A 19,668-nucleotide genomic window follows, 5' to 3' on the forward strand; every position below is an offset into this window, starting at 1 on the left:
AGCCGGCATCACCGAGCAGGGAAAGCCGCTGCCAGCATCCGCTCGCTGGAACCGTGGCTGCCGGGAGGCACCAGGGCGGGCAGGAGGATCTCCCACATTTCCCGGACTCGCTGCCGCAGGTCGGCGCGCTCAGTGAAGACGTCGGAGACCATCTGGACCCCCGTGAATGCGGGAATGATGAAGTGCGCCAGCTTCTCGGCATCCGTGTCGGCGCGGAGCTCGCCCGCCACAGTGGCGGCCCGGGCCAGAGTCTCGAAGGTTGCGAGCCAGTCTTCGTAGGGACGCGTCACCGACCGATCGAACGTTGATGTCTCCGTCGTGAGGCGGATGCCGGCACGAACGATGGGATCGGTGGTCAGGCGTTCAGCGAGATCCGCACAGAGCCGGAGCATTGACTCGAGTGGCCCGCTCGATGATTCGAGTATCCGTGTCGCGGCAGCGGTCGCGATCTCGTGCTCCGCGTCGATCACCGCGAAGGCAACGTCGTCCTTGGACGGGAAGTGAAAGTACAGGGCACCTTTCGTGACGCCGGCGGCGGCGATGATGTCCGCGAGTGTCGCGCCGCCGAAGCCCAGGCGATAGAAGACGTCAGCGGCCCCCGCGATGACCTTCTCGCGAGTCAGCATCGCTCGCTCCTGCATGACGGTCATCGTGATCCTTCGGGTGTTCGCACATCGTCACTCCGGTTCACGGAGTGACTCGACCTTCGGTGCCTGCCTCAGCGCCACCCGAATCATCAGGACTCCGGCTGCCATCACCACGGAGATGCCCAGGACCGGTCCCACCGCGTATCCGAGCCAAAAGAGCGGCATGAATACGAGACCGGCGATGACGAGTGCTGTTGAAATGTCTGCCAGCTGCGCTCGCGTTGTTTGTTTCAAACTTCCCCCCAGATGTTTGTTCGGAGAGCTCGGCACCGGCCGAACGTGAGTTCAGCACCGTGCTCACCGCCCCCGGCATCGTCGACGTCGGCACTGCGCCAGTCAGCGAACGCCCCCGTCAATCCAATAAAAAACCGATTTCCCCGTTTGTTTGGTTCCCCTCGCTGAGTGTACGCCATCTGCGCTGCGACAGGTCGGTTCAGCACAAGAAAATCCTGGTCGAACTTCTCGCTCGCGTCGAGGTCTTACTGCTTCTCCGAAGCCGTCGTGCGGTCCAGTGCCCCCAGCCGCAGCGACGAGAGAGCGAACATCGTCGCGATCAAGCCATCAACGACAATCGGAATTATCGAGGAGGCGGAGTCCGAACCGCCTCGGAAGGTGAGCAGCACGTAAATCGCCTGCGACCCGAACAACAGCGCGAAAACGAAACCCGACGTCGGACGCGCCGTCATCTTCCACCAGGGCCGCCTCTGCTCGACCGGTTCGCCCTCGCCACGAAAGGTGCGCACGGCAAATCCGACCACGATCAGTGCCAACACCCCGGCAACGACGGGAATGGCCGACGACGGGAGGCCGATCGCCAATGCCGCGCCGAGCATGAAGACTACGCAGCTCGCCACAACGTACGCGATCTTCGTTGACGTGCTTGTGATTCGAATTGGCATGAACTCCCCCTAGAACCCGTGTCGTGCGCGCACCATCATCCGGGACGTGCGGAACCATGATCGCACCCGGCACAGGAACGCTGTCCGACTTAGCGCCCGTCCTCAACATAGTACGTTTGACCGGCTTTTCCACAGGTGATTTGTGGGCGTGCGGATGCCGGTGGAATGTCGGTGGTGGTCCGTAGAGTGCCCCCATGACAGTTGAAGAACCCTCAGAATCTCACCTGGACAGCACGGCGGAACCACCGCCCGAGACCCCTCCCAGGGCCCCTGCCAACATCCCTCCCGACGTCCCTCCTGACGTCCCTCCCGACACTTACCTCAACGCCCAGCACCTCGGCCTGGTGGAGCCATCTCTCGCCGAGGTGTATGACGCGATCATGGAGGCGGACCGGGAAATGAACCGGGCCGCTGCTCGCCGGGCTGATGCGATCTATACCGCGCAGCGGGTACTGGCCGACGTCGGCCGGGCCCGAGCGGAGGCCGCCGTGCAGGCCGGCGGGCGGCGCCCGCCGTGGTCGCCGGAGGAGGCCACGAAGGAAGAGTTCACCTGCGAGGTCGCCGCCCTGCTCCGGCTCCCGCGGCGCACGACGGAAACCCTGATCGAAGCCAGCCGCACCCTCGCCGAGGAACTCCCCGCAACCCGGGAAGCGTTGTCGTCCGGGGCGATCAGTTACCGGCACGCGCAGGTGATCATGGATCAGGCGTGGGGCATCCGTATGGGGGATGACCCGGTTTCGGCCGCCCGGGCGCGGGCCGTGTTCGAAGACGTCCTCGTGCCCGATGCGGAGTTCCTGACCGTCGCGAAGCTCGCCGACCGGGCCCGGAGGGTCCGGGAACGCACCCACCCGGAAACCATCACCGCCCGACACCAGAAAAGCGTCGAGGACCGACACGTAGTGTTCCAGGCCCTCAACGACAGCATGGCGTCCCTCTACGTGACCGGCGACGCCGAGAAGATCCAGGCCGCCTACCACCGCACCCTCGACACCGCCCTGACCCTGCAGGGCCCGGACGAGGAACGCACGCTCACCCAACTCGCCGCGGACGTACTCACCGACGTCCTGATCGGCGGGGTCACCCCGGACGGAGTGGGCACAGGGGTGGCCGCGCAGGTGAACGTCACCGTCCCCGTGCTGACCCTGTTGGGGAAGAGTGAGGAACCCGGGTATCTGGCCGGGTACGGGCCGATCGACCCCGACACCGCGAGGCGCCTGGCGGCCGGGGCGCCGAGCTTCACCCGGCTACTCACCCACCCCGAGACCGGGGTCGTGCTCTCCATGGGACGCGACACCTACAAGGTCCCAGCCGCGCTCAAGAAGTGGCTGGAGGTGCGGGATGAAACCTGCACCTTCCCCGGCTGCCGCCGCTCCGCGAAACGCTCCGACGTGGACCACAGCGTCGAGTGGCAACACGGCGGCGAAACCGACGCGATGAATCTCGCCCACCTGTGTCCGTATCACCACGCGGTGAAGAGCTACACGCGGTGGACACCGCGGCACCTGGGTGACGGCCGTATCGAGTGGACGTCCCCGGCCGGGTACCGCTACATCGTCGAACCCTCCGCCGACATGCGACCACCCAAACAACGCAAACCCGCACCGAAACCACCGGCCCCGGTCGTCGACGTCTGGAACCTCGACCCCGAACCCGACGACCCCGACAACCCCGACGACCCCAGCCCGTTCTAGACGCTGTACGGCGGCGTCTCCTCGACCGCGTGAGCCCCTTCGGTGGAGGGAGGCGGAGCATCAACCGTGCGTGCCAGGTCCGGCTCGAGATCCTTGCGCAGCCAGACTCGAAGCGATCCCCATCTGGTCATCAGGGAGCCCGGTTCGGGATGCTGGCTCTGACCACTACCGGCTTGACGCCATGGTCCAGACATCAGGTCCCCGGTCATACGTCCACTCCTGATCTGTTGCCGTCTCAGTGGCGACGTCTCGGAACCAGTAGGTCTGGTCCGGGTCCCACCCCGCGAGGACGCTCGCCCGATCATCATCGACCACGATCGCCCTCCCGGCGGTGGTCAGGTACCCGGCGACCGACACGTGAACTGCGTCGACGTCCCGCTGGACGTCCTGCCAGTCCGGGATGACCCAACTCCCCCGTCGGCCTGTGGTGCGGTACCAGTCCTGCCGACGGGATGCGGTGACGTCGAGCGGGTATCGCCGGCACAGCTCCGCCCACGCATCGGGGCCATCGATCTCGTAGATCCGGACGTCTCCGGGAACACGGATTCTTCGGGCGGCGGCCGCAGCCCAGCCGAGCCCGTCCTCCACGAGCCACAGACCGACGGGGCCCCTCCCTGCCAGCCATCGAGTGGTGCGCGTCAACAAGTACGGTGGCCGCGACCACCAGGTCCCGCTGAACCTGGCTTCGGGATCGGGAGGCCGCTCGCGGTCGGCGACGGCCTCCTCGTCGAGCTGGTGCGCGTGCCACTGCTCGAGCACCTCTCCGGCGTTCACCGGGGTCGATCGCGCGGAGCCCGTGGTGCCGGGAAACGAAACGGCCCACTGCCCGGTCGTGTCTACCGGGTCCTTCCAGCCGACGGCGCAGGCCGAGGCAATCAGCGCAGTCGCCATGCGGCCGAGCGCCTCTCGAACCTCCGGCACGCTGACGAGGACGTCCTCGCCGTCGGGCTCCTGCCAATACCGCGCGTTGTCGACGGCAGAGCGCAGCGACGACAGCACTGCGCCGTCGTGAGGTTCGGCGAGGGGCAGGCTGTTCAGGAGACGCGCGACGTCTTCAGGCGAGGTGTGCAGATGTGAATACTCGCCGCCGCCCGCCCCGGCGAGGACCCGCGATGTTCCGCGCCCAGGATCCAGATCGTAAGCCGCCTGGGTCACGGCCGCTGTGAGCGCATCCACTGCAGCGCTCTCGTGGTTCCCCCCTCGTAGCGCCGCGTCCAGGCACAGGCGCCTTCCGCGGGGGCCGGCGAGCAATTCAGCGGGAGTCAGATCCATGGCCTGGGTCGCTGTGATTCGTTAGTCCGCCATCGACGGCGTCGAGCGGCTCCGTGACCGACTCAATCGATCGCCGCAGACGATGGCCAGCACGCCGAGGAACATAGCGCTGCCGACTCGGATCAGTCCATCGAGGGCACCGATCAGGATGATCGGCGTCAGCGCAGATTGTTGAGTGTCCCCGGCTGCGATGACCTGCGTCAACAGCCACGGCACGGACACTGCAACCAGAGCCCAGGCGGGCGCCCAATTCCACGGCGCCGGAACGACACCGGCCCGAGCGATCTGAATGACGGCAACGAGAGCGGCCGCGAACTGGACGAAGGGATCGATATACCCGAACTGAAGCAACGACCCCGGCGGCGAATCGTGCGGGAAGGCCGCGATCAGAACGGACGAGAAGACTTGTCCCAGGACCAGCCAGACAGCCAGCACGGTCAACGCGGCAGTACCCAGTGGCCGCCGTGCCGTGACACTCCCCGATCCCCGCAGTCCGAAGGCGAACACGAGCAGGGCCGCCGCATACACCGCCACACGGATGACGCCACCCGCGCCGATCAGTGTGGTCACGGCCTGCGCGGCCACTCCGAAGACCACGCTGACCAGCAGCAGGACACCCCCGACGGTCCAGGCCCGGCCGGGTGCCACAGGAGCAGGATTCTGAGAAGTAGCCATGTTGCCGCACTGTACTCGTCATCAGCAGAGAGTGACCCACCCCCAAAGGGGGCCTGCCCACCCCGGATGGGATGAACTCGCTCGCGCTCTCCACGCCTCTCGCCGGCATCTCAATTCGCAAGCGGGTCCCGAGCGTGGCGCCGCCTCTTGCAGCTTCGAGGACGCTCATTGGTTGCCAGCCGTGTCTGCGGACGCCATCTCGCGGACCTGAATCTCGTCGGTCTTCGTCTCACATGTCGCAGTCATGGCTAAATCATGACTACAACAAAAAAGGGCCCCGTTCATGTGAACGGAACCCTTTGCTGATCTTGCTTTGTGGTGCACCCCCCGGGACTTGAACCCGGAACCCACTGATTAAGAGTCAGTTGCTCTGCCAATTGAGCTAGAGGTGCGTATTTGTTACTCCGGGACGACCCGAAGCGACTCTAGAGAATAACACCGGAAACGTCTCCGGCGCCAATCGAGGCCGCGCACCGGTGAGTCGCGCGGAAATTACTATCCTTGGGAGTGTGACCGACGCGACAATTCCTGCCCGAAACAACGCCTCAGACGAGCCCTCGACCTCTGACACCGTCTACAGCCTCGACGAGGATCTGGCCCTCGCCATCGAGCTCGCCGATGCCGCGGACGCCATCTCACGCGACCGCTTCACCGCGATGGACCTCGTCGTCACGACCAAGCCGGACCGCACCCCGGTGACCGACGCCGACCAGGCCGTCGAACGGGCCATCCGGACCCTCCTGTCCGAACGTCGTCCGAACGACGGCATTCTCGGCGAGGAATACGGAACCGCCGGCTCGACCGTGCGACAGTGGATCATCGACCCGATCGACGGCACAGCAGGTTTCCTCCGCGGCGTTCAGATCTGGGGCACCCTGATCTCGCTCGCGGTCGACGGAGTGCCCGTCGTCGGCGTGGTGAGCTCCCCCGCCCTCGGCAAGCGCTGGTGGGCACGCACGGGCACCGGAGCCTGGTCGAGCGACGAGCGCACCCCCGGCGCCGCGCCGCGCCAACTCCAGGTCTCCGGCGTCGCGACCCTCCCCGACGCCTCTCTCAGCTACAACAGCATTCAGCAGTGGGATCAGACCGGCCATCTCGACGAACTTGTCGCCCTGTCGCGATCGGTCTGGCGCACCCGGGCATATGGCGACATGTGGTCGTACATGCTCCTCGCCGAGGGCGTGCTCGATATCGTGGCCGAATTCGACCTCAAGCCGTACGACCTGGCTGCACTCATCCCGATCGTTCAGGAGGCCGGCGGCACGTTCACCTCGGCCGACGGGCTCGAGGGCCCCTGGCACGGCAGCTCGCTCGCCACCAACGGGCCCCTGCACGCCGCAACCCTCGAGGTCCTCCGCACGGCGGCGGGCGGCGCCGCCCGCACGGCCCGTCACGGCTGATGCCGCCCTCGCTCCCCGGGGCGGGGCGGAGCGCCAAGCTCTCTGCCCGGCGCGCACTCGTCACGCGCTCCGTCGTCACGCGCTCCGTCGTGACGCGCTCCGTCGCCGCCGCAGCGCTCGCCCTCGGCCTGTCGCTCGCAGCGAGCGGATGCGCTGCGGTCGCCAGTCTCTCTCCCTCGGCGGGTGCCGGGAACGGCTCGGTTGCCGCGTCAGCAACGGCGGCGCCGATCGAGGTGGCGGACGTCCTCGTCGGGGACTGCTTGGACGGCCTCGGGGACGCCGACCTCGCATCCACTTCGACCGTCACCCTGGTGCCGTGCACCGAGCCGCATGCCTTCGAGGTCTACGCCGGCTTCGACCTGCCGATCGGGACGTATCCCGGCGAGGACGCGGTCGTCGCCGCGGCCGAAGACGGCTGCGGCACCCGGTTCGAAGCCTTCACCGGAAGCGCATACGACGGTTCCCAGCTCGACTACAACTACTTCATTCCGCCGGAGGACGACTGGACGATCTCCGGCAGCCATCTGGTCTCGTGCCTCATCGACGACCCTGCGGGGCCCGTGACCGGAACCCTCGCCCAGGCCCGCCGCTGACGCGAGGGCTGCCCCTCCGGTTCGACGGGTCAGGCTTCGCTGTCCCACTGGGTGCCGTCGAGGTCCCCACGCAGCGTGCCCGTCGCCCTGTCGACGGCGGCGCCGACGGTGTCGGCGAAGCGCTCCGGAGGGAACCGTGTGCCCAGCCCATAGCGACGCAGCACGTCTTTCACCGGCCCTTTCATCTCCGCGAAGATGAGGGTGGCCCCGCGCGATGTCAGGAATTCGTCGAGCTCGAGCAGCTCGTCGACGGCCGTGGTGTCGATATCGGTGATGGGCTCCGCGGCCAGGATGACGGTGCGAACGTCGGGACCGGCCGCGCTGACCGTCGCCCGGACATAGTCGTCGAAGATCCCGCCATTGGCGAAGAAGAGCGGCGCGTCGAAACGCACGATGACGATGCCGGGCAGGCGCTCGCCGTCCGGATGCCGCGACAGGTCGTGGTAGCCCCGGAGACCGCGGATACGGCCTAACTCCGCCCGATACGGCCGCCAGGCGTGACCGACGAACTCGCCGAGCGACAGGACGACCGCGACGATGATCCCCTCGATCACTCCGACGACGAGCACGCCGAGGAAGGCGGCGACGGACAGGAAGGCATCGGTCCTGCTCATCCGCACGAGGGCGACGAATCCCGTGATGTCGACGAGCCCCGCCGCCGCGACCATGACGACGGCCGCGATCGTGGCGGAGGGCAGATAGTCCGTGACCCCGGGTGCGAGCAGCATGAACAGGACGAGAAGCACCGCCCCGGCCACTCCCGCAAGTTGCGAGCGCGCCCCGGCATTCTCAGCGGCGGCCGTACGCGACGACGACGCCGAGATGGGGAACCCGCCCAGCAGGCCGGCGAACAGGTTCGAGGCGCCGACCGCCACCATCTCCTGGCTGCCGTCGACGTTGTCCCCGCGGCGGGCGGCGAAGGTGCGGGAGAGCACCGCGGTGTCAGCGAAGGCGATGAGCGCCATCCCGAGCGCGGGAAGGGCCAGGCCGACGACATCCGCCCCCTGCAGGCCGGCGAGGGCGGGTGCCGGGAGCCCGGCGGGAAGAGCGCCGACGACGGGGATGTCGCCGTGGAGCCTGAGGACTCCCGTCAGCACCATCGAGGTCACGACCGCGACGAGGATCCCGGGGATGCGGCTCTTCGTCCAGACCAGGACCAGAATGACGGCGAGTGAACCGATTCCGAACAGCATCGCGGTCGGGTTCACCCGGCCGCGCGCGATGCCGGTGACGATGGCGATCGCATCTCCCAGGGGTGACTCCGAGGAGATGGAGAAGCCGAGGATCGGTGGGATCTGCGACAGGATGACGATCACCGCGAGCGCATTGAGGTAGCCGACCCGGATCGGCTTGGAGAGCAGGTCGGTCACGAACCCCAGGCGCAGTAGTCCGCCCAGGATGAGTACTGCACCGACCATGACGCCCAGGAGTCCGGCGAGGGCAACGGCCCGGCCGCTGTCCCCCGCGGCGAGCGGCAGGATGGCCGCGGCGATGATCGGCGCCAGCGCCGAGTCCGGGGCGAGCACCAGGATCCGGGAGGGCCCGAAGATGGCGTAGGCGATGAGGGGGACGATCGTGGCGAAGAGGCCGGTCTCGGGCGGAAGGCCAGCGACCTCGGCATAACCGATGCCGATCGGGATGAGCAGGGCGGTCAGGATCGCCCCCGCGCGCAGATCCTTCAGCAGCCACGAGCGCCGGTAGCTCAGCGCCGTGGCGACACCCGGCACCCATCTGCGCAGTCCGTTGACGGCCATCCGGCTCCTCGTCCGAAGTCATCATGCCGCGAAAGCGCCGGGCGGACTACCGGGCCGTGCGACGGGTGAAGACCAGATGCACGACTCCGGACGGAGACGGGGTGGCCTCGATGTCGAAGCGCTGTTCGAGTCCTTCGAGCCCGTCCCAGAGCCGTTCGCCCCGGCCCACGACGATCGGTGCGAGGACGATGTGCATGTGGTCGATCAGATCGGCCTCGAGGAACTGTCGGACCGTGCTGACGCCGCCGCCAATCCGCACGTCGAGGTCCCCGGCCAGGGCGCGAGCCTGCTCGAGGGCCGAGGCGGGGTCGGCGTCGACGAAATGGAAGGTCGTTCCGCCGTCCATCGCGAGTACCGGCCGAGGATGGTGGGTCAGGACGACGACGGGGGTGTGGAACACCGGGTTGTCGCCCCACCATCCCTTCCACTCGTCGTCTTCCCAGGGACCGCGCGCCGGGCCGAACTTGTTGCGCCCCATGATCTCGACGCCGATCCCGGGACCCCAGGCGCTCGCGAACGCATCGTCGACGCCGAAGGATGCCGACGACTCCCCGTGGAGGCCCATCGCACGGAACGTGCGCGTCGCGATCGCCCACTCCATGAGCCGGGAGCCGGCGTGGCCGAAGGGAGTGTCGAGCTGCTGGCCCTCACCGGCGCCGAAGCCGTCGAGGGAGACCGAGAAGTTGTGCACGCGGACGAGGGACATGTCATCTCCTGGAGTCGTGGCCTGTGGGAATCACACTATGGCGATTCGGCCCGCGTATTCAAGGACGCAACGACTCACGACCGCCGGTCGGACGGAGATCCAACGACTCAACAACGTGTGACAGGAACCGATGGTGGAGATGGGGGGAATTGAACCCCCGTCCACTGCTGTGGTCATATGCCTTCTACGGGTGTATCCAGTGAAGTCGTTCTACTCGGCTCCGGAATTTGCCACTGTCAGCTAATCCGACGAGCCCAGCCCTCGTTTAAGTCCCCCTACACCCCGCGGCTCAGAGTAGGAGCAATCTCTCTAAATGACGTCAGGGTCCGGGTAGAGAGCATTCCCGGCCTGACGGACTCTCTAGTTGCTTTACTTAGGCCGCGAGGGCGTAAGCAGAAGCAGAGTCAGTGCGGTTTGTTTTGGCACTTATTGTTTTGCAGGGAGCGTTAACGAGTTAACCCTGCATCCTCGACCCGCTTCTCACAATTGCGCAGGCAATGTCGAAACCGATCATCCCCATGCGCACTCGTCGCCCTGGTTCGGCGCCACCGGCTTGCGGTGGAATGAGTGGGTCCTGTCACACGCTGTTGAGTTGTCAAGACTGCACACGTTCTTTCGAACTGCTCGTGCAGCCCTTCAGTCTACAACACTTGTGCCGGGATGTGGGGCGACGGCCAGGAGGACGCGCTCAGCTTCTGAGTCACTGGGAACGATCACGTCTAGGGATGCGGCACCCGACCGGACCGTGACGACACTCGCCTCCGCGTAACGCGGATGCCGGTGCACAGTGACAAAGTCCAGCCGCGCCAGGAACACGATCAGGCGGGAGCTCGACAATTCGGATCGGTCGGCGAGTCCGAACCAGTCACGGCGGGACAGGATCTGCACCTCCGCGTCGGTCCCGCAGACGATGGCGCCGTGCAGCACGGTCGGACGCAACAGGTTCAGCACGCCGGCCAGGAAGCCGCCGTCCACCCGGACCCGCTGCCGCGGATGCGCGGCGTAGAGGTGGAGTTCGGGCTCGCGATCCCGAAGATTGGTCCAGTCCGCCATCAGGTCCGCGTCGGTCGCCCGGAATGCGGCGGAGTTGAGGACGGCATTGGGCCGGCGGTCGACGGCGGGGCCGACCGGGAAAGTGAGCATCGACGCTGCGAGCGTTGCGGCTTCGGGTGAGCCGACTGTCACGGCCGAACCGAGCGACATGTCGCGGAGGAGGTCGACGAATCCGCTGACGACCTCGCGCGAGGAGCCGTTGTAGCCGATCTGGAGCACGCTGCCGTCCCGGGAGTGCACCCGCAGGCGACCGTCGGTCAGGTCGACGCTGTCCTCGATGGCGACGACGGCGTCGTAGGGCAGGGTCGAGCCGGCGTATTCGGAGCCGGTCCTGCTCAACACGGTGAGGTCCACGTCCCCCGCGATGATCAGGTGGTCGTAGAGATCCATGGTGGGGTCAGCGTCCCTGCGGGGGATGTTCCGCGGCACCTTGAGCACGAGCCGTTCCGACGTGGGATCGCAGCCGAAGTCACGAAAGAGCCGCGGGACCTCATCAAGCGTCCGCACCGCGTCCACCCAGGGGCCGAAGGCGTTGTATTCCGCGTCGGCTGTACTCATTGTCTTTATCGTAACGCCCGGCATTTGTCGTATTGATGCACTTGGGCGCGCCCGGCCACCCCCCGAGCGGGCCGCCGGGTCATCCGCTGCTTCGGGCGGTCAGTCGCCGAGGTGCTTGCGCGCGGACATCGCGCGGTCGGACTCGCGCTTGTCCTGACGTTCGCGCAGGGTCTGGCGCTTGTCGTATTCCTTCTTGCCCTTTGCGACGGCGATCTCGACCTTGGCCTTGCCGTTGCTGAAATAGATCCGCAGCGGGACGAGCGTGTAGCCGCCCTCTTTGGTCTTGTGGCTGATCTTGACGATCTCCTGCTTGTGCAGCAGCAGTTTGCGCTTGCGCCGCGGCGGGTGGTTCGTCCAGGTGCCGGCCATGTATTCCTGGATGTGCACGGCGTCGAGCCAGGCTTCGCCGCCCTCGATGAAGGCATAGCCGTCGACGAGCGAGGCGCGTCCCGCGCGAAGCGACTTCACCTCGGTTCCGGTCAAGACCATTCCGGCCTCGTACGTCTCCTCGATGAGGTAGTCGTGGCGTGCCTTGCGATTGGTCGAGACGACCTTTTCGCCGATTTCCCTGGGCACGGGTTACTCCTCAACGTCGTTGGGTGGGCAGGCCGAGGACCGGCCAGCCCACCAGTCTAGCGCTCGGCGGGAGGCTAGACCTTCAGATAGCGGGTGATGGCGAAGTTGGCGGAGAACGCCGCGAGTACCGCGCCGACCACCAGCAGAATCGGCACGACAAGGAGCGCATCCTGCATCCCCACGAGCGAGAAGCCCGTGAGTCGGGAACCGAGGAAGCCCTGCACGAACCATTGCACCAGGGCAAGGATCGCACCACCCGCCAGGAGCGATCCGAGGAGCGCGGCAAAGACGCCCTCGAGGATGAACGGTGTCTGGATGAACCGGTTCGACGCGCCGACGAGTCTCATGATGCCGAGTTCTCGCCGCCTCGAGAACGCCGACAGCCGGATGGTGGTGGCGATCAGCAGCGCCGCCGCCACGAGCATGAGCGCGGCGATACCGATCGCCGTGTAACTCGCCGCGTTGAGCACGGAGAAGATCTGGTCGAGGTATTTGCGCTGGTCCGCGACGTTCTCGACCCCGGCGACGCCGGACAGGCTCTCGACGAGCACGTCCGATTGGGACGGGTCCTTGAGGTTCACCCAGAAGGTCTGGTTCAGCTGGTCGGGCGTCACGTAGTCGGCGACGGGGTTGCCGGCGAACTGCTTCTTGAAGTTCTCGAAGGCCTGCTCGTGCGTCTCGAAATAGTACTTGTCCACGAACGGGGACAGCGTCGCAGACTCGAGCTGCGCCTTGACAGAGTCGATCTGGTCCTGGCTGGCCTCTCCGCCGGTGCAGGTCTCCCCCGGCGAGATGGCGGTACACATGTAGATTCCGACCTGCGCACGGTCGTACCAGAAGTTCTTCATCTGGCCTATCTGCATCTGCATCAGGATCGCGGCGCCGACGAAGGTCAGCGAGATGAAGGTCACGAGCACGACGGAGACAACCATCGAGGCATTGCGACGCAGGCCGTTGGCGGCTTCGGAGAGCACCAGTCCGAGTCTCATCGGGTGGGTCCCACATTCTGTTCGCCGGTCTGGTCTGGTTTCTCGCCGGGAGCACGCAGCCCCAGTCTCTCGGCCAGGGTGAGCTGGTCGAGAACGTCGTCCTGGGTGGGCGCCATCGGTCGCGTCATGTACGTCGGCTGCTCGGCCGCACCGGCCGCGGTCGGGGAATCGTCGGCACCCGTCCCCGGGGTCGTCTCGTGGGCATCCGCCTGCGGCTCGCGGCCGGGAACGAAGACCGCCGAGGTCAGCGGGAGGGGCATGCCGGAATCCGCGGCGATCGCCATGGCCTGCTCACCGAACGGTTGCGGAACGGAAGCGGGCGGCGTGACCGGGGCCGCAGCGACTGCTCCCGTCTCGGCGAGGGAGACGGCACGCGCCGGGGCGTCGGGGACGATGACGACGGGCGTGATGGGTGCCGCAGGAACGACAACGGCGGCGGGCGCAAGCGGTGCGGGCACGGGTGCGGACGGGTGGGTGAGGGCGGGAGTCGCCGGGGCCATCGGGTTCGCCTGGTTTGCGGGGTTCGCCGGGGCGAAGACCGAGGGCAGGACGCTCGGAGCGAGCGCGGACACGGTGCGCTGCGGATCGACGGCCGGCTTCCGGTGCAGGCCGGCCCCGAGCGGAATGATCGGGATGCCCGCAGTCGCGTAACCGCCCTGGCGTTCGTCGCGCACGATCTTGCCGCCGGAAAGCTCGATGACGCGGCGCTGCATCTTGTCGACGATGCCGGCCTCGTGCGTGGCCATGACGACCGTCGTGCCACCCGCGTTGATGCGCTCGAGGAGGGCCATGATGCCCGCGCTCGTGGTGGGGTCGAGGTTTCCGGTCGGCTCGTCGGCGAGGAGGACCTGGGGCTTGTTGACGATGGCGCGTGCGATCGCGACCCGCTGCTGCTCGCCGCCGGAGAGTTCGTGGGGCAGCCGGAGCGCCTTCTCGGCGAGTCCGACCATCTTGAGCGTGTCGGGAACGGCCTCCTGGATGAAGCCGCGCGACTTTCCGATCACCTGGAGGCTGAAGGCGACGTTCTCGAAGACGCTCTTGTTCGGCAGCAGCCGGAAGTCTTGGAAGACGACCCCGAGGTTGCGCCGGAAGTAGGGAACCTTGCGGTTCGAGATCGACCGCAAGTCCTGGCCGAGCACGTGGATGCGTCCGCTCGTCGGCTTGTCCTCCTTGAGGATCAGCCGCAGGCAGGTTGATTTACCCGAACCGGATGCACCGACGAGGAAGACGAACTCGCCGCGCAGAACCTCGACGTTGATGTCGTCGAGGGCCGGTCGGGTCGTTCCCGGATATTTCTTAGTGATGCTGTCAAAACGGATCATGGCCCCTTGAGCCTAGGCAGGCATCCTGTATTTTGCCACTGCGACATACCGGCGGGCCAGCTTCCCAGGCAGGAACCCCCGAAATGGGCCCCGTCCTGCGAGTGGGTTCAGTCCTGCGAGTGGGTTCAGTCCTGCGGTGCCTGCTTGCGCCAGCGGATGCCGGCGGAGATGAATCCGTCGAGGTCGCCGTCGAAGACCTGGGTGGGGTTGTTGACCTCGTAGTTCGTGCGGAGGTCCTTGACCATCTGGTACGGAGCGAGCACGTAGCTGCGCATCTGGTCGCCCCAGCTCGCCGTGATGACGCCGGCGAATTCCTTCTTGGTCGCGGCTTCCTGCTCGCGCTGGATCAACAGGAGCCGGGACTGCAGCACCCGCATGGCGGCCGCGCGGTTCTGGATCTGGCTCTTCTCGTTCTGGCAGCTCACCACGGTGCCGGTCGGGAGGTGGGTGATCCGCACGGCGGAGTCCGTCGTGTTCACGGACTGACCGCCCGGCCCGCTCGACCGGAACACGTCCACCCGGATGTCGGTGTCGGGGATCTCGATCGACTCGGTCTGCTCGATGAGCGGCACGACCTCGACGGCGGCGAAGGAGGTCTGGCGCTTGCCCGCGGAGTTGAAGGGGCTCATCCGCACGAGCCGGTGGGTGCCCGCTTCGACGCTGAGCGTGCCGAAGGCATACGGCGAATCGATCTGCAGGGTCGCGGACTTGATCCCCGCCTCTTCCGCATAGCCGACGTCCAGCACCGTGACCGGGTAGTCGTGCTGTTCGGCCCAGCGCAGGTACATCCGCATCAGCATCTCGGCGAAGTCGGCGGCGTCGACGCCACCGGCACCCGAGCGAATGGTCATCACGGCGGGTCGTTCGTCGAATTCACCGTTGAGCAGGGTGTGCACCTCGAGTTCGCCGAGCACCTTCTGCAGGCTCGCGAGTTCCGCGGTGGCCTCCTCCGCGGATTCCTCGTCGCCCTCGCCGTCGTTGGCCATCTCCACGAGGACCTCGAGGTCGTCAAGACGCTGCTCGATGTTCTCGATGCGCGCGAGCTCCGACTGACGGTGGCTGAGGTCGCTCGTGACCTTCTGCGCGTGCTCGGAGTCGTCCCACAGGTCGGGGGCCCCGGCCTGGTCGTTCAGGTCGGCGATGTCGGTGCGCAGTTGATCGATATCGATCACGGCCCGGATGTCGCCGAAGGTGGCCCGCAATGCGGCGATCTGCTCCGAAATGTCCAGCTCAATCATTTGATGCCCAGCCTACCCGGCGTCACGGGCCGCGGGCTTGTGCCGACCCGGCCGCAGTGGCGCACACGGGTAGCATCGAGGAGTCATGACAAGCGCCGAACGCCCCTTCAGCCTGCGTTCGGTGGCCCTTGCCGCCTTTCTGCCGACGTTCCTCTTCTCCGTCGGCGAGGGCGCGATCATCCCGCTGATCCCGATCGTGGCCAACAACCTCGGGGCTTCGCTCGCGATGGCCGGGTTCATCGCCGCGATGATCATGGTCGGCGAACTCATCGGCGACATCCCGAGCGGCTGGGTCGTCTCCCGGATCGGCGAGCGCAACGCGATGATCTGGGCCTCGTTCCTCGCGATCATCGCCGTCCTCGTCTGCCTGGTCGCCCCGAACCCGCTCGTCCTCGGCATCGGCATCTTCATCGTCGGCCTCGCGACGGCGATCTTCTCCCTCGCCAGGCACGCCTTCATGACGAGCTATGTGCCGGTCGCCTACCGGGCCCGGGCACTGTCGACCCTCGGCGGGATCTTCCGCGGCGGCTGGTTCGTCGGCCCGTTCATCGCGACCGCGGTCATCCGCTTCACCGGGGGCACCCAGGCCGTGTTCTGGGTGTTTGTCGTCGCCTGCCTGGGCGCCGCCCTCGTTCTCCTGCTGTTGCCCGACCCGGCGAGCACCTTCGGCACTCCCGAACTCGCGACGGCCCCCGACGGAACCGTGCGGCCCGCCGGCCAGGAACTCGCGGAAGAGGAGAGCCAGGGCCTGTTCCAGACCATCTGGAGCTTTCGCGGAGTCCTCCTCCGGCTCGGCACCGGCGCGGGCCTCGTCGGCGCGATGCGGTCGGCGCGCGCCGTCCTCATCCCGCTCTGGGCCGTCAGCATCGGCATCAGCGAGCCGGACATTGCCCTGATCATCGGCATCGCCGGCGGCATCGACTTCGCCCTGTTCTACGCGAGCGGCCAGATCATGGACCGCTTCGGCCGGATGTGGAGTGCGCTTCCGTCGATGATCGGCCTCGGCCTCGGTCTCCTCGTGCTCGCATTCACCCACGACCTGTCCGCCAACGTGCAGTGGCTCATCGGGGTCGCCATGTTCCTGTCGGTCGCGAACGGGATCGGCAGCGGAATCCTGATGACCCTCGGCGCCGACCTGGCCCCCAAGGACAACCCGGCGCCCTTCCTCGGGGCGTGGCGGTTCACCGGGGACTTCGGCAGCGCCGTCGCCCCCGTCGCCGTCGCCGGGCTCACGATCGTGTCGATCTCGCTCGCGAGCGGCGTGATGGGCGCCTTCGGACTGATCGGCGCCGTGCTCCTCGGCCGCTACATTCCGCGTTACGTTCCGCGTCGCCCCCGGCCCGCAACGAAACCGGCAACGAAGCCGGCCCCGGGATCCGGGACCCCCTGAACTCCGCCGGGCCGAGAACAATCGACGCGGAATGTTCCCCGGCCACGTGACGTTTAATGGTGTCATGCCCCTCATCGGAGAATATGAACCCAGCCCAGAGCAGTGGGTCCGCGACCAGGTCGCCCTCTACGAGAGTTCCGGCGGCCGGGAGGGCACCACGATGCGCGGCATGCCCGTCATCGTGCTGACCACGCTCGGCGCGAAGTCAGGCAAGATCCGCAAGGCCCCGCTGATGCGCGTCGAGCACAACGGCAGCTATGCCGCGATCGCCTCCCTCGGCGGTGCACCGCGCAACCCGGTCTGGTACGCCAATGTCGTCGCCCACCCCGAGGTCGAACTGCAGGACGGCACCCGGAAATGGGACATGGTCGCCCGCGAGGTCACCGGCGACGAACGCGCCGCGTGGTGGGAACGCGCCGTCGCGGCCTACCCCGACTATGCCGACTACCAGGTCAAGACCGAACGCATCATCCCCGTCTTCGTGCTCGAGCCCGTCTCCACTGAGCCCGTCTCTGCTGGTCAGGGCGCTGCTGGTCAGGGCGCTGCTGGTCAGAGCGCCGCCGGTCAGAGCGCCGCCGGCCAGAGCGCCGCCGAGCCGAGCCCGGCCGCGGCCCCGGCGCAGGACTGAGCGTGGCGCGCGCCCGCTCCGGCACCAAGCCTCCCCTGCTCGACCCGATCCGCCTCGACGACCTCACGGATGCCGACGGGTCCGAGCTCTTCTCGGGCGCCGACGTCGAGGCGCGTCGTTTCACCGACTGCGACTTCGAGGGGCGCGACCTCACCGGGGTCGCCTTCCGCGAGTGCGAATTCCACACGGTCTCCCTGAACGACGCGAAACTGCGCGGCGCGACCCTGTCGGAGTGCGTCGCCGGCGAACTGCACGCGGCCATCTTCAGCGCACCCCGCTCCGCCTGGCGTGACGTGCGCATCGAGCACTCCCGCCTCGGCTCGGTCGAGCTCTACGAGTCGAGCCTCCGTTCGGTGCAGTTCGACGGCAGCAAGCTCGACTTCGTCAATCTGCGGAACGCTCAGCTGCACGATGTGCTCCTGAGCAACTGCATCATCGAGGAGCTCGACCTCGGCAGCGCGACCGTGCAGCGACTCGAGTTGCAGAACTGCCGGATCGGCACGCTCGACGTGACGCGCGCCACGCTCAAGAACGTCGACCTGCGCGGAAGCGACTTTAGCGTGATCCGCGGCCTCGAGGGCCTCCGTGGCGCCACGATCGACGACGCCCAGCTGAGCCTCCTCGCCCCGATCATGGCCGCTCACCTCGGAATCATCGTCGAGTAGCGGCGTCGAGTAGCGGCGTCGAGTAGCGGCGTCGCGGCGCGTTCCTGCCCCGCGCGCCAATTGCGCCGTTCCGCGCCAGGCACGCCTGGAGCGGAACGGCGGAATTGGCGCGGGACGTCTCGCCGGCCCGGTGCGGGCTCAGGATTTCCGTGAACCGCCCGACTTTGCCGGCTTCCGAGACTTCCCCGCCTTGGACTTCGCGGACTTCTTGTGGGACTTCGAGGGCTTCGGGGACTTCGCCGGCTGTAGCGCAGCGGACGGGACCGCAGAGGGGCGGGAGACAGTCTGTGCGTCGCTCGAGCCGGCATCCGCTGCACGTGCCGCCGGCACCGAATCGCCCAGCGGATCGCTCGCCCCTGCCGCTGCCGGGCGGTACCCCTGCAGCCAGGCATCGAGGTTGTCGAACGCCGTGGCCGCGAGCGAGTAGATGCGTTGCTGGGCGCGAGGCTGCACCGTGACAAAGCCCGCCTCGCGCAGCGCGCGCAGGTGCCGGGAGGTTCCGGGCTGGCTGAGGCCCAGGTGCGCCGCGAGTTGACCGGTGCTGCGGTCGCCGAGTCGCAATTCGGCGAGAATCGCCCGGCGGTTCCCGTCGACGAGGACATCGAAGGCCGTTTGCATGTCCGAGTTGTGCATGCATTCAGTATGTACTCGGCTTATATAAGCGTCAAACGCATATAAGAGACGCTTCTCGGTTAGGGAATGGCGCCCGCGGTCGCCTCCAGGTCGGAGATCGGGCGGTCGCGCTGGGTCGCGATCGCGGCGCCCGCGGCCACGCACACGATGATGATCGCGATCTGTTGCTGGAGCAGCAGGGTCTCGCCGAGCACGAGCACTCCGAAGATCGCCGCGATCACCGGGCCGAAGCTCGTGATGATCGCGTAGAGGCGCGGGGTGATCCGGCGCAGGATGTAGGTGTCGAGCACGTAGGGGAAGGCAGAGGAGAGCACCCCGATCGCGAGCAGCAGCCCGAGCACACCCCAGTTGAGGCGGGAAAAGTCGACGGTGAGGAGCGCGAACGGCACCAGCAGGGTGAGGCTGACGACACTCGCGACCGAGATGCCTTCGAGTCCGGGGAACGTCACGGCCACCCGGCGGGTGAGCAGGATGTACCCGGCCCAGGCCGCCGCCGCGACGAGGGCGTAGAACAGTCCGAGCGGGTTGATCTCTCCGGAGGACCAGGTCAGCAGGAAGACTCCCCCGGCTGCTGTCGTCGCGCAGAGGAAGTCGAGCGGTCGCCGCGAGCTGACGAGGGCGAGCGAGAACGGGCCGAGGAATTCGATCGTCGCGGCGATGCCGAGGCCGAGCAGGTGCACTGCCTCGTAGAAGGCGAGGTTCATCACGGCGAGGTCGAGGCCGAGGAGGAGCGCGGGCCAGAGCAGCCGCCAGGTCAGGTTGGCGAGCTTCGGTCGGTAGAACGGCAGCACCGCGCAGGCCATCACGATCTGCCTGACCGCGACGACGACGGGGGAACCGACGATCGGAATGGCGAGTCCGGCGAGCGAGGAACCGTAGTTGATGCTGACCTCGGTGACGAGCTGGGCGCCGGCCCCGGCGAGCCGTTCGGATTTCGCCGTCACGCGGGGTGCCCCTGTCTCGTACGCGTTGTGTGCCG

19 protein-coding genes, 1 tRNA gene and 1 other RNA gene are annotated in these 19,668 nt (G+C 67.2%); 6 read left to right on the plus strand and 15 right to left on the minus strand.

All coding sequences use genetic code 11. The features are described from left to right. Window positions 1-8: 8 nt before the first annotated feature. Together E3O44_RS03665 and E3O44_RS03670 are read right to left on the minus strand one after the other, a co-directional pair. On the minus strand, window positions 9-650 hold the full coding sequence (locus E3O44_RS03665; protein WP_241975996.1) for a ScbR family autoregulator-binding transcription factor: 642 nt from the start codon (window positions 648-650) through the stop codon (window positions 9-11). 476 nt (window positions 651-1,126) lie between these two features. Continuing rightward, complete coding sequence (locus E3O44_RS03670; protein ID WP_166792522.1) at window positions 1,127-1,480, minus strand: hypothetical protein; 354 nt, start codon at window positions 1,478-1,480, stop codon at window positions 1,127-1,129. Window positions 1,481-1,740: 260 nt separating this feature from the next. On the opposite strand from E3O44_RS03670, the gene E3O44_RS03675 reads away from it, so the two are divergent. After that, the gene (locus E3O44_RS03675; protein ID WP_134532569.1) at window positions 1,741-3,237 is read left to right on the plus strand and encodes an HNH endonuclease signature motif containing protein; all 1,497 of its coding nucleotides are present in this window, start codon (window positions 1,741-1,743) and stop codon (window positions 3,235-3,237) included. Window positions 3,238-3,402: 165 nt separating this feature from the next. On the opposite strand, the gene E3O44_RS03680 is transcribed toward E3O44_RS03675, so the two are convergent. From E3O44_RS03680 to E3O44_RS03690, 3 genes are all read right to left on the minus strand, one after another. Continuing rightward, window positions 3,403-4,413, minus strand: coding sequence for a hypothetical protein (locus E3O44_RS03680; protein WP_134532571.1), 1,011 nt, complete (start codon window positions 4,411-4,413; stop codon window positions 3,403-3,405). A 117-nt stretch (window positions 4,414-4,530) separates the two neighbouring features. Beyond that, window positions 4,531-5,184, minus strand: coding sequence for a hypothetical protein (locus E3O44_RS03685; protein ID WP_134532574.1), 654 nt, complete (start codon window positions 5,182-5,184; stop codon window positions 4,531-4,533). Window positions 5,185-5,500: 316 nt separating this feature from the next. Next, window positions 5,501-5,576, minus strand: a tRNA-Lys gene (locus E3O44_RS03690). 132 nt (window positions 5,577-5,708) lie between these two features. Between E3O44_RS03690 and E3O44_RS03695 the strand changes: the two genes are divergently transcribed. Further along, window positions 5,709-6,584 carry an inositol monophosphatase family protein gene (locus E3O44_RS03695; protein ID WP_134533020.1) on the plus strand — a complete coding sequence of 292 codons (876 nt, stop codon included), beginning with the start codon at window positions 5,709-5,711 and terminating at the stop codon, window positions 6,582-6,584. Continuing rightward, window positions 6,584-7,177 (plus strand): septum formation family protein, encoded by a 594-nt coding sequence (locus E3O44_RS03700; protein WP_134532575.1) that lies wholly within the window; start codon window positions 6,584-6,586, stop codon window positions 7,175-7,177. The genes E3O44_RS03695 and E3O44_RS03700 overlap by 1 nt, the downstream gene beginning before the upstream one ends. A 29-nt stretch (window positions 7,178-7,206) precedes the next feature. On the opposite strand, the gene E3O44_RS03705 is transcribed toward E3O44_RS03700, so the two are convergent. The 8 genes from E3O44_RS03705 to prfB form a co-directional block, all read right to left on the minus strand. Beyond that, window positions 7,207-8,931, minus strand: coding sequence for a SulP family inorganic anion transporter (locus E3O44_RS03705; protein WP_134532578.1), 1,725 nt, complete (start codon window positions 8,929-8,931; stop codon window positions 7,207-7,209). Window positions 8,932-8,977: 46 nt separating this feature from the next. Further along, window positions 8,978-9,637 (minus strand): dihydrofolate reductase family protein, encoded by a 660-nt coding sequence (locus E3O44_RS03710; RefSeq protein ID WP_134532580.1) that lies wholly within the window; start codon window positions 9,635-9,637, stop codon window positions 8,978-8,980. Window positions 9,638-9,768: 131 nt separating this feature from the next. Further along, window positions 9,769-10,155: a transfer-messenger RNA gene (gene ssrA, locus E3O44_RS03715) on the minus strand. Window positions 10,156-10,273: 118 nt separating this feature from the next. Further along, window positions 10,274-11,248, minus strand: coding sequence for a hypothetical protein (locus E3O44_RS03720; RefSeq protein WP_134532583.1), 975 nt, complete (start codon window positions 11,246-11,248; stop codon window positions 10,274-10,276). A 99-nt stretch (window positions 11,249-11,347) separates the two neighbouring features. Next, on the minus strand, window positions 11,348-11,824 hold the full coding sequence (gene smpB / locus E3O44_RS03725) for an SsrA-binding protein SmpB (RefSeq protein WP_134532585.1): 477 nt from the start codon (window positions 11,822-11,824) through the stop codon (window positions 11,348-11,350). A gap of 74 nt (window positions 11,825-11,898) precedes the next feature. Beyond that, window positions 11,899-12,813, minus strand: coding sequence for a permease-like cell division protein FtsX (ftsX, locus tag E3O44_RS03730; RefSeq protein WP_134532587.1), 915 nt, complete (start codon window positions 12,811-12,813; stop codon window positions 11,899-11,901). Next, entirely contained in the window at window positions 12,810-14,135 is a 1,326-nt protein-coding gene (ftsE, locus tag E3O44_RS03735; RefSeq protein WP_134532590.1) for a cell division ATP-binding protein FtsE, read from the minus strand. The genes ftsX and ftsE overlap by 4 nt, the downstream gene beginning before the upstream one ends. A gap of 125 nt (window positions 14,136-14,260) precedes the next feature. Beyond that, window positions 14,261-15,373, minus strand: coding sequence for a peptide chain release factor 2 (gene prfB, locus E3O44_RS03740; protein WP_134532592.1), 1,113 nt, complete (start codon window positions 15,371-15,373; stop codon window positions 14,261-14,263). An 85-nt stretch (window positions 15,374-15,458) separates the two neighbouring features. On the opposite strand from prfB, the gene E3O44_RS03745 reads away from it, so the two are divergent. The 3 genes from E3O44_RS03745 to E3O44_RS03755 all read left to right on the plus strand — a co-directional run bounded on the left by E3O44_RS03745 (window position 15,459) and on the right by E3O44_RS03755 (window position 18,056). Next, the gene (locus tag E3O44_RS03745) at window positions 15,459-16,763 is read left to right on the plus strand and encodes an MFS transporter (protein ID WP_134532595.1); all 1,305 of its coding nucleotides are present in this window, start codon (window positions 15,459-15,461) and stop codon (window positions 16,761-16,763) included. A gap of 64 nt (window positions 16,764-16,827) precedes the next feature. After that, entirely contained in the window at window positions 16,828-17,391 is a 564-nt protein-coding gene (locus tag E3O44_RS03750; protein WP_134532597.1) for a nitroreductase family deazaflavin-dependent oxidoreductase, read from the plus strand. A 2-nt stretch (window positions 17,392-17,393) separates the two neighbouring features. Next, window positions 17,394-18,056: a pentapeptide repeat-containing protein gene (locus tag E3O44_RS03755; RefSeq protein ID WP_134532600.1), complete on the plus strand. Its 663-nt coding sequence runs from the start codon at window positions 17,394-17,396 to the stop codon at window positions 18,054-18,056. A gap of 138 nt (window positions 18,057-18,194) precedes the next feature. Here E3O44_RS03755 and E3O44_RS03760 read toward each other — a convergent pair whose 3' ends face one another. Both E3O44_RS03760 and E3O44_RS03765 read right to left on the minus strand, forming a co-directional pair. Then, the gene (locus tag E3O44_RS03760; protein WP_206751268.1) at window positions 18,195-18,689 is read right to left on the minus strand and encodes an ArsR/SmtB family transcription factor; all 495 of its coding nucleotides are present in this window, start codon (window positions 18,687-18,689) and stop codon (window positions 18,195-18,197) included. A gap of 59 nt (window positions 18,690-18,748) precedes the next feature. Continuing rightward, complete coding sequence (locus tag E3O44_RS03765) at window positions 18,749-19,633, minus strand: EamA family transporter (RefSeq protein ID WP_134532603.1); 885 nt, start codon at window positions 19,631-19,633, stop codon at window positions 18,749-18,751. Window positions 19,634-19,668 lie beyond the last annotated feature (35 nt).

Source organism: Cryobacterium algoricola (assembly GCF_004402485.1).
GTDB lineage: Bacteria > Actinomycetota > Actinomycetes > Actinomycetales > Microbacteriaceae > Cryobacterium > Cryobacterium algoricola.